The 12,248-nt window shown below is 32.9% G+C and carries 11 protein-coding genes; 10 read left to right on the top strand and 1 reads right to left on the bottom strand.

Annotation, left to right across the window (positions count from 1 at the left end; genetic code table 11):
* The first annotated feature begins 6 nt into the window (after window positions 1-6).
* The 7 genes from ACVCZW_RS05500 (at window position 7) to ACVCZW_RS05470 (ending at window position 6,705) form a co-directional block, all read left to right on the top strand.
* Window positions 7-639: a hypothetical protein gene (locus ACVCZW_RS05500; RefSeq protein ID WP_452228809.1), complete on the top strand. Its 633-nt coding sequence runs from the start codon at window positions 7-9 to the stop codon at window positions 637-639.
* Entirely contained in the window at window positions 636-2,759 is a 2,124-nt protein-coding gene (gene scpA, locus ACVCZW_RS05495; protein ID WP_452231891.1) for a methylmalonyl-CoA mutase, read from the top strand. Before ACVCZW_RS05500 ends, scpA begins: the two co-directional genes overlap by 4 nt.
* A 754-nt stretch (window positions 2,760-3,513) precedes the next feature.
* A complete protein-coding gene (locus tag ACVCZW_RS05490; protein ID WP_452231859.1) occupies window positions 3,514-4,011 on the top strand; it encodes a hypothetical protein in 498 nt (165 codons plus the stop codon).
* 2 nt (window positions 4,012-4,013) lie between these two features.
* Entirely contained in the window at window positions 4,014-4,526 is a 513-nt protein-coding gene (locus ACVCZW_RS05485) for a hypothetical protein (protein ID WP_452231858.1), read from the top strand.
* 131 nt (window positions 4,527-4,657) lie between these two features.
* Window positions 4,658-5,176 carry a hypothetical protein gene (locus tag ACVCZW_RS05480; RefSeq protein ID WP_452231857.1) on the top strand — a complete coding sequence of 173 codons (519 nt, stop codon included), beginning with the start codon at window positions 4,658-4,660 and terminating at the stop codon, window positions 5,174-5,176.
* Window positions 5,136-5,927 (top strand): tRNA-uridine aminocarboxypropyltransferase, encoded by a 792-nt coding sequence (locus ACVCZW_RS05475; RefSeq protein ID WP_452231856.1) that lies wholly within the window; start codon window positions 5,136-5,138, stop codon window positions 5,925-5,927. Before ACVCZW_RS05480 ends, ACVCZW_RS05475 begins: the two co-directional genes overlap by 41 nt.
* 178 nt (window positions 5,928-6,105) lie before the next feature.
* Window positions 6,106-6,705 carry a CDP-alcohol phosphatidyltransferase family protein gene (locus tag ACVCZW_RS05470; protein WP_452231855.1) on the top strand — a complete coding sequence of 200 codons (600 nt, stop codon included), beginning with the start codon at window positions 6,106-6,108 and terminating at the stop codon, window positions 6,703-6,705.
* Between the two features lie 201 nt (window positions 6,706-6,906).
* On the opposite strand, the gene ACVCZW_RS05465 is transcribed toward ACVCZW_RS05470, so the two are convergent.
* Window positions 6,907-9,675, bottom strand: coding sequence for a M16 family metallopeptidase (locus tag ACVCZW_RS05465; protein WP_452228815.1), 2,769 nt, complete (start codon window positions 9,673-9,675; stop codon window positions 6,907-6,909).
* A gap of 280 nt (window positions 9,676-9,955) precedes the next feature.
* Between ACVCZW_RS05465 and ACVCZW_RS05460 the strand changes: the two genes are divergently transcribed.
* From ACVCZW_RS05460 to ACVCZW_RS05450, 3 genes are read left to right on the top strand one after another with little or no spacing between them, the layout of a single operon-like run.
* A complete protein-coding gene (locus ACVCZW_RS05460) occupies window positions 9,956-10,720 on the top strand; it encodes a ParA family protein (RefSeq protein WP_452228816.1) in 765 nt (254 codons plus the stop codon).
* 3 nt (window positions 10,721-10,723) lie between these two features.
* Window positions 10,724-11,629 (top strand): ParB/RepB/Spo0J family partition protein, encoded by a 906-nt coding sequence (locus ACVCZW_RS05455; RefSeq protein ID WP_452228817.1) that lies wholly within the window; start codon window positions 10,724-10,726, stop codon window positions 11,627-11,629.
* On the top strand, window positions 11,619-12,212 hold the full coding sequence (locus ACVCZW_RS05450) for a DUF5683 domain-containing protein (RefSeq protein WP_452228818.1): 594 nt from the start codon (window positions 11,619-11,621) through the stop codon (window positions 12,210-12,212). Before ACVCZW_RS05455 ends, ACVCZW_RS05450 begins: the two co-directional genes overlap by 11 nt.
* Window positions 12,213-12,248: the final 36 nt, after the last annotated feature.

Genomic DNA, 12,248 nt, shown 5'->3' with positions numbered 1-12,248 from the left:
GATTTAATGATGAAACCAGTAAACATAAAAGCATTTAAAATAATTACTCTAATTATTACTTTGTTTATGTTTTCCTGTCAACAAAAAACGGAAAGTCAATTACAAAGAAGTTCACTTCCTGGCTCCTATTTTGATCTTAAAAAAGACAATATTAAAATATTCCTTCCTGTTTATTTTCAGGAATATTCTGAAAATGATTACGAAACATTAATTGATGCCTTAGAAGATTCCGATGAAAAAGAACTAGAGAAGAAACGCTTCAATTTTTTAAAGTTTTCTAAAGGCAATAATTACTTTTTTAAGGATATAGCCTCCTCTACTCTTATTAATGTAAAAATGATGAAGTATATACCATTTGCTAGAAAAGAGTCTTCTCAATTATTAGGAATACTTTCAAAATCTTGTAACGACTATGCAGAACTTCTTAAAACCAATTGTGAAAAAATAACCGCGGCATATTCTGAAAACTATGTAACTAAAGTTTTTAAAGCTGTATATAAAATTTCAAACAATAAAGATTATTTAATGTATAATAACATATATTTAATTAGTTCAAAGCATAAAACATTTTCCATAAATATTTACTCAGAAACAGATCAAAATTTCAACCCATTCATTGAAAAAATCACTGTAGAATAATGCGAAAAAACATCCAACATATTACTTTAAATCCGGAAGCTAAAAGTCAAAAGACTGCAGCGAATAGCCTTTTTAAAACGGCGGAAGACATTACTGTAAAATCGAATTACAATAAAGCAGATTTACAAGATGTAGAACATATAGGTTTTGTAGCAGGACTTGCACCAAATCTTCGTGGACCTTATTCTACCATGTATGTTAGAAGACCTTGGACGATTAGGCAATATGCCGGATTTTCGACCGCAGAAGAAAGTAATGCCTTTTACAGACGTAATTTAGAAGCTGGACAAAAAGGACTTTCTGTTGCTTTCGATTTAGCAACTCATCGGGGTTACGATTCTGATCACGAACGTGTGGTTGGAGACGTTGGTAAAGCTGGAGTAGCAATCGATTCTGTAGAAGATATGAAGGTGCTGTTCGACCAGATTCCTTTGGATAAAATGTCGGTTTCTATGACCATGAATGGTGCTGTTTTACCAATTATGGCATTTTATATTGTTGCTGCAGAAGAACAAGGTGTATCACCAGCATTGCTTGCAGGAACGATTCAGAATGATATTTTAAAGGAATTTATGGTACGTAATACCTACATCTATCCTCCTACACCATCCATGAAAATTATTTCAGATATTTTTCAATACACGAGTAAGCACATGCCAAAATTTAATAGCATTAGTATTTCTGGATACCACATGCAAGAAGCTGGGGCCACTTGTGATATTGAATTAGCATATACACTTGCAGATGGTTTAGAATATATTAGAAAAGGATTAGACGCAGGAATGGATATTGATACTTTTGCTCCTAGACTTTCTTTCTTTTGGGCAATTGGTATGAACCATTTTATGGAAATTGCTAAAATGCGAGCTGCCAGAATGCTTTGGGCTAAATTGGTAAAACAATTTAATCCGAAGAACACAAAATCACTTGCTTTACGCACGCATTGTCAAACTTCTGGTTGGAGTTTAACAGAGCAAGACCCTTTTAACAACGTTGCAAGAACAACTATTGAAGCTGCAGCTGCTGCATTTGGCGGCACGCAATCTTTACATACCAATGCTTTAGACGAAGCTATTGCGCTACCCACAGATTTTTCGGCACGTATTGCAAGAAATACACAAATATTTCTACAAGAAGAAACCAATATTACAAAAACGGTGGATCCTTGGGCAGGAAGTTATTACGTAGAAAAACTAACGCATGATATTGCTCAAAAAGCATGGACTTTAATTGAAGAGGTTGAAGAACTTGGAGGAATGACGAAAGCTATTGAAGCTGGGATTCCGAAAATTAGAATTGAAGAAGCTGCGGCACGTAAGCAAGCACGAATAGATTCTAGTCAAGATATTATTGTTGGTGTAAACAAATATGTTTTAGACGAAGAAGATGCTATTGCTACTTTAGAAGTCGATAATCAAACGGTACGTTTACAACAAATTGAAGGTTTAAATAAAATTAAAGCCGAAAGAAATACCGAAAAAGTAAACCAAGCTTTAGCAAATTTAACACAAGCGGCTAAAACAGGTCAAGAGAATTTATTAGCTTTAGCAGTAATTGCAGCTCGAGAAAGAGCTACTTTAGGCGAAATTAGTGATGCTTTAGAAGTAGAATTCGGACGTTATAAAGCACAAATAAAATCATTTTCTGGTGTGTATAGTAAAGAAATAAAAGACGATAAATCTTTTGCAAAGGCGAAAGAACTGGCCGACAAATTTGCGGAACAAGATGGACGACGTCCAAGAATTATGATTGCAAAAATGGGACAAGATGGTCATGACCGTGGCGCAAAAGTAGTAGCAACTGGTTATGCAGATGTTGGTTTTGATGTAGATATCGGTCCACTTTTTCAAACCCCACACGAAGCTGCTAAGCAAGCAGTAGAAAATGACGTACACATTCTTGGTGTTTCCTCTTTAGCTGCAGGACACAAAACGTTAGTCCCTCAAGTAATTGAGGAACTTAAAAAATATGGTCGCGAAGATATTATGGTTATTGTTGGTGGTGTAATACCTAAGCAGGACTACCAATATTTATTTGATGCTGGCGCTGTTGCCGTATTTGGTCCTGGAACAAAAATTAGTGAAGCCGCTATTAAGATATTAGAAATACTGATTGACTAACAATAGCTTCGTTTAAAAAATCATATTTTCGGGGCAACAGCAACACCAAACGAAGGATACTCGAATCTATTTGCGGGATAGAATTCTTAAAAGTGATGTAATAGCACGTTATGCCACATTAAAGAAATTCGCTGATTAATATAAAAAATGACCTAATCCAACATCTGAATAATTACATCAAGTTATCTAAAGAAAATACGCAGCTAATAATTAATCACACTAAAGTAAAAATTATAAAGCTTCCGGATTTTTTCTTGAAAGTAGAGATAAATGTGACCAAATAGCATTTCTAATAAATGACGTGTTTCGTTTTTGCTTTATGAATAATAAAGAAAATGAAGTAACATCATACTTTAGGAAAGAAAATGATTTTGTTTGCAACATAACTTGCTTTTTTTTTTAAAATTCTCTGTGAGTTCCGGATCCATGCAAGCAGAAACAAATTGTTCGGTTATTCCGTTTTCAAGAGCATCTTGGGGTTTATTTTTTAATACAATACCAGAATGAGAAAATTCATTTCCAAAGAAGTTTACTTAATCTTCACGCAAAGGCTTCTTACTTGAATTTTTTAAAAACCTATCCAACTATATTGCAAAGAGTGCCATTACATCATATTGCTTCATTTCTAGCAATAACACCGTTTTCTTTGAGTAGAATACGAAAATCAATTTCAAGAGTTTAGCATTAATTGCCAAATGACAAGTCCGTTAACTTAAAAAAAAGTTTCCTTTGCTTATAAATAAAAACAAAATAGATGGATACTTTAGAACAACAGCGAATTTATAGAATTAAGGCAATGATGCATCGCTTCTTTTCATTGTATGAAAGCAAGAATACAGATTTCTCTTTGGTTAGTGAACTACTTTACAAAAATGATTTTGAATGGTTGAGTCCTAGTGGAAATCTAGTTGGCGTAGAAGCATTTGAAAACAGTTTTAATACACTTAATAAAGAATGGGGACATTCGCACCGACCATTTGAAATGACAATTAAGCTAATTGATGATAAAAAAGCTACATTAAGCTTCAATTATATATATCAACACATTCAAAACGGAAGTATAGTTTTACACGCAAAAGGTCATTATGATATAGATTGCATCGACAACGGTGAAAAATTTCCACGAATTCAAAAATGCAACCTTATATTATTAGAAATGATTGAAGTTGGTGGATTTATTGATATGTATGAAATGAACAAAACTTTATATTTGGAATATAAACTGAAAGCAGAGCAAATAGTAAAAGCATAGTATTGAAAAACAAACCTGTAATTATGGAATTAGTAGCCGATTTTTTGAAAAGCGAAAAAACATTATACCTTTTCACCGGAATAATCGGTGTTGTTTCGGTAATCGTTGGTTTACTTTTTTTAATTTTTTCCAATCATAAAAGTTTTGCTACAACTATGATTGTAATTGGTATTTTAGAAATGGCTGTAATGTTTCCGATATATCTAAAATACCAACAGAAAATTGATGACAAGATTTCGATTTATGAAAAGAATAAAACGGATTTTCTAAAAACAGAAACTATAGCAATGGAAAAAGCAATGCAATCCTTCTTTTGGCTCAAATTAACCTATGGCATTTTGATAGTTATACTTATTCTGGTAATGTCATTTTTAAGCAAAAATTCTGTACTTTTTGGAATATTTACAGCACTAATTTTACATTTCACTTTCGCAATTACTATTGACAATTTTGGAGAAAAATACACAGAGAAATATCTAATAGAATTACAACTTCAAAAAAACAACGCGACATAACATCGTGTATTTTTAATTAATAGGTTCTCGCCTTATCGGAAAACATTTGGAGATTTCCTATTCCGTTTTTATTCATTAAATTAGAGTTTTTAACACGCAAAAAACCACATACGAATACGTTTATATTAATAATGGAGACAGTAACAATAGGATACATAGTGATTGGAATTTTAGTCCTTCTTCTTTTATTACAACGGAAGCAAAATAATAAAAATGTGGAATTTGATTCCTATAATCATATTTGGTCGGATGCATTAAAAGATTGGTCGATTATGACTTCTTTTCCGGACTCAAAAATATGGAGCAAATACGCTGGTGAAATACGATTTGGACCTGCTTACCTGCACCTAAAAACGGAACCAAAAAATGTATTTGAAAAACAATTCTTCGGAGATTGGTTTTATAGAACAGAAAACGGCGTTTATTTGCAAAAGTGGAATTCAAATCCGATTAAAAGTGGCGTTCGCACGAAAGCCAATAATGACTTGATTTATTATGACCGATTAAAAAACAAAATTAAAAGTATTGAAACTGGAATAAAGTCATTTCATTGGGAAATGGAAAAGAACGAAAAGAATGAATTGACTTTAATTTATTATGCTAGTGAAATTGAAAATAGAATTAAAATCAGCAATACCAAAAAGGTATAGCCACTTAGAAAAACAAAAGATCCCCTTGCAAGTAGAAATCAAAAGCCCAAGAATAGAATGTTACAAATGCATGAGACCTTCCAGCACATGTATATGCAAACACATTAATCCTTTCCAAACGAAGACTCGTTTTATTATTCTTATGCACCCAAAGGAGTACAAAAAAGAAAAAAACGGAACTGGGCATATGACGAAGCTACAACTTGAAAATTCAGAAATTATAGTCGGCGTAGATTTCACCAATAATAAGCGTGTAAATGAAATATTGAATCAAGAAAAAAATTCCTCTTTTTTACTTTATCCTGGAAAAGATAATTTCAACCTATCGATTAGAAACAGTTCAGAAATAAATTCTTTTATGGGCACTAATCCACATATCTTCCTTATCGATGGCACTTGGCCTTGTGCGCGCAAAATACTTAAACTAAGTACAAATTTGCAAACATTGAATAGAGTGAGTTTTGATAATACAATCGAATCCAAATTTATTATCAAACAACAGCCAGAATCTCTTTGTCTTAGTACTATTGAGTCTGTATATACCGTCTTAAATTTACTTAAGAAAGGTGATTTAGAACAATGCGAAACGAAAGATTTTCTTATTCCTTTTGAAAAAATGATTGCATATCAACTCGACTATATTCTAAATCCAAATAGTAAAAACTACTGTGCCGCTGCGAACAGAGTCGTTATTCCTAAGAACACATATAAGAAAAACACGGAAAGAAACGTTATTTTCGAACAAGAATAGATGTAATTACAGAATCCATAAGGAAGATCTAAAGAATTATAAAAAACACCTGTAACAAGGAGTAGCTTTAATTATTGGGTTCACGCCTTCTTGGAAAATTCTTTGCGTTTTTTAACCGCTTCGTTTTAGTTTACTAAATTGGTTGGCTAAACAAGCAAATACATTAATAAAATCAAAAATGAGCATACCAATTTCATTAATACTATTTCGACTATTATTAGCCCCTATTATTTTGGCTTTAGCCTATTTCATTGGAGAAGATTCCAAAACAACCATTGTTGTATTGATGTATTTAGGACTAATCTCTGATATATTAGACGGCATAATTGCAAGAAAGCAAAATATATCTTCAGAGAAATTACGCCGTATGGATAGTCAAACGGATATGATCTTTTGGCTGTCTATTGGATTCGCAACTTGGATACTATATCCAAAACTGATTTCTGAGAATGCCATTTTTATATGGACAATTCTTGGAATGGAAATAGCTTGTTATGCAATAAGTCTAATAAAATTTAAGAAAGAAACTTGCACGCACGCCTTTCTCTCGAAAATTTGGGGTATCACATTATTAATTGCTTTTACTTCTTTAATAGGATTTAATCACGCAGGAATCCCATTTACTTTAGCTATAATTATGGGATTGATTTCACATATCGATCGAATTTTAATAACTCTAATTTTACCAAAATGGACGCACGACATACCAAGTGCTTACCACGCATATTTGATTAGAAAAGGAATTAAGTTTAAACGAAATGAATATTTAAATGGATAACTAATTTTCGATAACAACACGAGTACTTAATAGATGAAATTCAATTAATAATGTATCGAAAATTATTCTTGGATTTATTATATGCGCAATTGAATAAAAAGACTGCGGGTATTTTATGGGTTTAAGAGGATAGCTAAAATAAAAACTAGCCAACCCAAATTGTTTTGGTTGGCTAGTTTTATGGTATTAAAGCGTCTTAAATTAATCTACTTTTTTAACTTCTTTGGTAATTTCAAAATTTTCAAAATCTCCTGCATTTACAACAGTCCATGCTTCAAAAGTTTTAAAATGTTTTTTAATAGCTTTGTTTACATCTTCCACCGTAAGACTACTTACTTGCGCTTCAATATTTTTTTGAAAATTTAAATCCCGATCAAAATACATATTATCATTAATAACTCTGGACAGCTCATCATCTTTTGCTCTAGAAACACTTTGTTCTTGAATCCAACCATCCACAGCGGTTTTTAGCTCTTCTTTGGTAACACCATCTTTAATAAAACGTGCAATTTCTTCCGTAAAGCCAAGTTGTACTTTTGCTGCATTTTCTGGCGCATAAATAGCATAAACCATAGCTGCAGAATTGTTATCGTTTTTATCATCATCTACATTTACTCTTCCTCCAGCACCATAACTTACGCCATCTTGTTGGCGTAAACGATTTGCTATTCTAGAACTTATAAAACCACCTCCTAAAATTTCACCAGCCATTTGAAGTGCTGCATAATCTGGATCATATTTACTAGTCGCTATTGGCAATATCCCGAAAGAAATAGCATTCTTTTTATCTGGTGTTTTTATTTTTTTATTTACCGCATTATTCTCCTCAAAAGCATCACTAATTGCTGTGTACGCTAAATCCGATTTAAAGTTTCCAAACTCCTTTTCAAAATAACCTTTTAATGCTTCTTCATCTATATTTCCAATGGCAACTAAATTGGCACTATTTGAAATCCCATAAAACGCATCATAATACGCTTGAAGCTCTTTTGGTGTAATAGCATTAATTGCACTAATCTCTTCATCTATAGACATATTATAAAATGGATGCCCTTTTTTATAGCGCTGATTTAATAATCCCATTTCTCTAATTGCTAAAAACTGAGGGTCTGTTTTGTTTTGTTCAAGACCTGCCAAAGCTTCCGTTTTTAGCTTATCCAATTCCGTAGCGTCAAACAACGGATTCTTAAGCATATCTGCCATTAAGGACAAAGCTTGGGTAAGATGTTCTTCGGTACTGTTAACATTTACCGTTATCTTACCATTAGATCCACTAAAACTAACCGAAGATTTAATCGCACTTAATTTATCTTCAATATCTTGTCTCGATTTACTTTTCGTTCCTTTGTTTAACATTTTTGCGGTATAACTTGCCGCAAGACCTTTATTCATTAGTGCATCGACATTTCCTGTTCTACTAGTAAAGGAAACGGTTACTGTTTTACCTCGATTATTCTTTTTTATAAAACCATATTCTATTGGGCTTTTGCTTAAAGTTCCCGAGTTTAATGTGTTTTGAATATTTGTAAAAGAAACATCAAAAGCATCTCCTGCTCCCATTCCTTCTTTTCCTTTATAATTAGTTACCAAAGCGGCAATACCTTCCGTATGTTCTATTTCCACCCGCATTGGTTTTTTCTCTGGAATAAAAACACCAACCGTTCTATTGGTTTTAATTAAATAGCGTTGTATTGCAGCATTCACTTTCTCTGCTGTCATGCTTTCTACACGATCCCGAAAGATAAATGCTAAACGCCAATCTCCTGCCCCAATAAATTCACTCATAAAAGTTCCTAATCGGGAAGAATTTCTAAAAATAGCATCCGCTTCCTTTAAAAATTTTGCTTTTCCACGATTAACTTCTTCTTCGGTTACTGGAGTAGTTCCTAAATTATCTAAAACAGACAAAAATGTAGATTCTGCTGCCGTTAAGGATTTATCAGAAGGCACATCCACATTTATATACATAAAGCCAGGTTCTTTTGTAAAAGGCGCAAAAGACCAAATGCTAGATGCTTTTTTTTCATTCACCAATGCCTTATATAATCTACCAGAAGGAGCATCGGTAAGTATTAACTCTGCAACTGCTAGCGCCGCTGCGTCTTCATGAGATCCTGCAGGAATATGATATAGCGCAGATACAATTTGTAAATCGCCGACACGACTAAGCGTCACTCTTTTTTCTCCATCTTGCGCTGGCTCAATAGTTGGGGTGTCTTTTAAAGGACCGCCTGGATTTTTAAGTACGCCAAACTTTTTTACTACTTTAGTTAACATGTCTGCTTCTTCAAACTTTCCTGTTACCATTAAAACGGCATTGTCTGGACGATAATATTTTTTATAAAATGCTTTTAAATTTTCAATAGGCACACGTTCAATATCCGAACGATTCCCTATGGTTGATTGTCCGTAATTATGCCATAAATACGCCGCACTAACTACTTTATCTAGAAGCACATTGGATGGCGAATTTTCTCCCATTTCAAATTCATTTCTAACCACCGAAAATTCAGATTGAAGATCCTTTTCTGCTATAAATGAATTTAACATCCTATCCGACTCCAGATCTAAAGCCCAATCTAGATTATCTTCATTAGCATTAAACGTTTCAAAATAATTGGTACGATCGTACCAAGTAGTTCCATTTGGTCGTGCACCATGTGAAGTTAATTCTTCCGGGATATTTGGATGGTTTGGGGTGCCCTTAAACACCATATGCTCTAATAAATGCGCCATTCCTTTTTCTCCATAGCCTTCATGACGAGAACCAACTTTGTACGTAATATTTACCGTTATAGTTTGTGCCGAATTATCTGGAAACAAGAGTACTTTTAAACCATTGTCTAGCATATATTCTGAAATACCTTCCACACTTGCCGTCTTTTTAATTTGCGATTGTACCGTTAAAGAAAATACGAATAGTAGGATTACAGGTAGGGACTTTTGAAAAATAATATTATTTTTTTTCATAATTAAGAAGTTGATTAATAGATATTAAAGATAGAACAAAAGCACTTAAACTCCTGTAAATCAGCTACTATATTTTACGCACGTCACCATAAAAAAGTAATTATACGTAAGATTAATCTTTCGCAATCCTAAAAAAAAGGAAATATTAAGGCTTCCAAAAACGTATATGTATACTGCATTTATAAATTAATAATTTCTTTTAACCAACTGTTAACAACTTCCATTTTATAAACCCATAAATAATCGTATTTTTGGTTGTTCCTTAAATCAAATGAAATTAATGGGTAAAATTATAGCAATTGCTAATCAAAAAGGTGGTGTTGGCAAAACTACAACTTCAATAAACTTAGCTGCTTCGCTTGGTGTACTTGAAAAAAAAGTACTTTTAATTGATGCAGATCCTCAAGCCAATGCAACATCTGGTTTGGGTATTAATGTAGAAGAAGTAGAAATTGGCACCTACCAACTTTTAGAGCATACAAATACTGCGAAACAAGCCATTGTTAAAACAGATACTCCTAATTTAGATATTATTCCTTCCCATATAGATTTAGTAGCTATTGAGATTGAATTGGTAGATAAAGAAGCACGTGAATACATGCTTAAAAAAGCATTGGAAGAAGTAAAAGATGATTATGATTTTATCTTGATTGACTGTGCTCCTTCTTTAGGTTTATTAACCTTAAATGCTTTAACAGCAGCAGACGCGGTGATTATTCCTATTCAATGCGAATATTTTGCGTTAGAAGGTTTAGGTAAATTATTAAACACGATTAAAAGTGTTCAAAAAATTCACAATCCGGAATTAGATATAGAAGGCTTACTACTTACCATGTACGATTCGCGTTTACGCTTATCCAATCAAGTGGTAGAAGAAGTACAAAAGCATTTTAACGATATGGTTTTTAAAACCATTATACAACGTAACGTACGCTTAAGCGAAGCACCAAGTTATGGTGAAAGCATAATTAATTATGATGCTTCTAGTAAAGGTGCAAGTAATTATTTAAGTTTGGCAAAAGAAGTTATTACAAAAAACTCCTAGATTATGGCGAAGGCAACCAAGAAACAAGCTTTAGGCAGAGGGCTTTCAGCTCTTTTAAAAGATCCTAGCAACGATATAAATAATGCAGAAGACAAAAATGCCGATAAAGTAATTGGTAATATTGTAGAATTAGAATTGGATTTAATTGAAATGAATCCGTTTCAACCACGAACTAATTTTAATGAAGAATCCCTTCGAGAATTAGCTTCTTCTATTAGAGAATTAGGTGTTATACAACCAATAACGGTTAGAAAATTAGCATTTAACAAATACCAATTAGTTTCTGGAGAGCGTCGTTTTCGTGCAAGTAAACTTATAGGTTTACCTTCTGTTCCAGCATACATTCGTATTGCAAATGACCAGGAAAGCTTAGAAATGGCTTTGGTGGAAAACATTCAACGCCAAGATTTAGACCCTATAGAAATTGCATTATCCTACCAACGTTTAATTGACGAAATTCAATTAACACAAGAGCAAATGAGCGAGCGTGTTGGTAAAAAACGTTCTACTATTGCAAACTATTTACGTTTGTTAAAACTAGATCCTATTATTCAAACAGGAATGCGAGATGGTTTTATTTCCATGGGTCATGGTCGTGCAATTATTAATATTGAAGACCAATCTATTCAGTTAGATATTTACGAAAAAATACTAGAGAACAAGCTATCTGTTAGAGATACAGAAACCTTAGTAAGAACGTATAATGCTACGCAAGAAGTAAGTGTACCACCTAAAGTAAAAGAAGAATTGCCAAAGTTTGTTAAAAAAGGCATGAAAGATTTTTCAGAATACTTTGGTCATAAAATAGACGTTAAAGTTTCTAGTAATGGTAAAGGGAGAATTACAATTCCTTTTCATTCCGAAGAAGATTTTAATAGAATTAAAAAGTTAGTACAAAGTGAAAAATAAAATTGTCCTATTAATAATATGTAGTATTTGTTTTAGTTTTTCGGCTTTAGCACAAGAAAAAGAGCTAAAAAAAGAAGAAAAACAACTAGCTAAAGAAGGTATTATTATAGATGGTGAAATTAGTACCAGAGAACCCATAGATCCTTTAACACCTGCTCGCGCTGCCTTCTACTCTGCAGTTTTACCGGGTTTAGGACATATACATCTTAAACAATATTGGAAAGTTCCTGTTATTTATGCCGGACTTGGTGCGGGAGTATATTTCTATTTAGACAACCATAACGAATATAATCGATATCGCGATGCCTACAAACGTAGATTAGCGGGTTATACAGACGATGAATTTTATGGTTCTATTACCGATGATGGTTTAGAAGAAGCACAAAAATCACTTCGTAGAAACAAAGAGTTATCCCTTTTAGTTACAGCTGGTGTCTATATATTAAATATTGTTTGGGCTAATGTAGATGCGCATTTACTGCAATTTAATGTAGATGAAAATCTAACCTTTATGCCACATTATAAAATTAACGAATTTGATAATACCGGAGATTTAGGTCTCTCTATTAATTTTAAATTTTAAATTGAAATAGCTATTAATAAGGTTTTCGATGTCTCG

This window comes from Lacinutrix sp. MEBiC02595 (assembly GCF_053601555.1).
Note: the sequence above shows the minus strand (reverse complement) of the source record. Positions and strands in the feature narration are given on the sequence as shown.

Excerpts from the sequence above, each read along its gene's own strand:
- ACVCZW_RS05500 (WP_452228809.1), top strand. The coding sequence starts at position 7 with ATGATGAAACCAGTAAACATAAAAGCATTTAAAATAATTACTCTAATT.
- ACVCZW_RS05490 (WP_452231859.1), top strand. The coding sequence starts at position 3,514 with ATGGATACTTTAGAACAACAGCGAATTTATAGAATTAAGGCAATGATG.
- ACVCZW_RS05480 (WP_452231857.1), top strand. The coding sequence starts at position 4,658 with ATGGAGACAGTAACAATAGGATACATAGTGATTGGAATTTTAGTCCTT.
- ACVCZW_RS05470 (WP_452231855.1), top strand. The coding sequence starts at position 6,106 with ATGAGCATACCAATTTCATTAATACTATTTCGACTATTATTAGCCCCT.
- ACVCZW_RS05465 (WP_452228815.1), bottom strand. The coding sequence starts at position 9,675 with ATGAAAAAAAATAATATTATTTTTCAAAAGTCCCTACCTGTAATCCTA.
- ACVCZW_RS05460 (WP_452228816.1), top strand. The coding sequence starts at position 9,956 with ATGGGTAAAATTATAGCAATTGCTAATCAAAAAGGTGGTGTTGGCAAA.
- ACVCZW_RS05455 (WP_452228817.1), top strand. The coding sequence starts at position 10,724 with ATGGCGAAGGCAACCAAGAAACAAGCTTTAGGCAGAGGGCTTTCAGCT.